The following is a 553-nucleotide window of genomic DNA, read 5'->3' on the forward strand; positions in this document are numbered from 1 at the left end:
GCCGGTGGAGAGGGCCAGGAGGCCGGCTGCGGCGGTGAGACGGGTGATCATGGCGGGGTGTCCCTTCGCGGGTTCGTTCAAGGATGCGTGAAACGTCGGGTCCGGAAACTCGGTTGCCCGCGATCGGGAAAAAATTCGGCTCCCGCCTCCCCGGCGAGACGGAGGGCCGGCGCCCCTGTATGACACGCGGACGTTCCGGCGCGCCGCTCGGCGACGGCGGACATTTCTCCGATGGAGCCGGTCATGACCGCGCACGAGCCCGAGCCGCTGGACGAGTTCACCCGCCTGCACGCCAAGCTGTCCGCCCTGGAGATCGTGCTCGGCGTCCTGATCGGGCGGCTCTCCGAGGAGAACCCGGAGATCCGCGAGGACGTGAAGCGCGACGTGGCGGCGATCCTGTCGGACATGCCGATCGACGGCTCGAGCGAGGAGATGATCGCCGCCGAGGTCCGCCGCGCCGCCGAGGTGCTGACCAGCGTGTCGATCGGCTGAGCCGTCAGCGCGGCGGCATCCGCAGCGCCCCGTCGAGCCGGATGGTCTCGCCGTTCAGCAT

At 70.2% G+C, this 553-nt stretch carries 1 protein-coding gene; it reads left to right on the plus strand.

The features are described 5' to 3' along the window. Positions 1-243: 243 nt before the first annotated feature. On the plus strand, positions 244-492 hold the full coding sequence (locus ACU8YC_RS25945) for a hypothetical protein (protein ID WP_012318339.1): 249 nt from the start codon (positions 244-246) through the stop codon (positions 490-492). Positions 493-553 lie beyond the last annotated feature (61 nt).

This window comes from Citrobacter sp. VF227, from assembly GCF_052950715.1.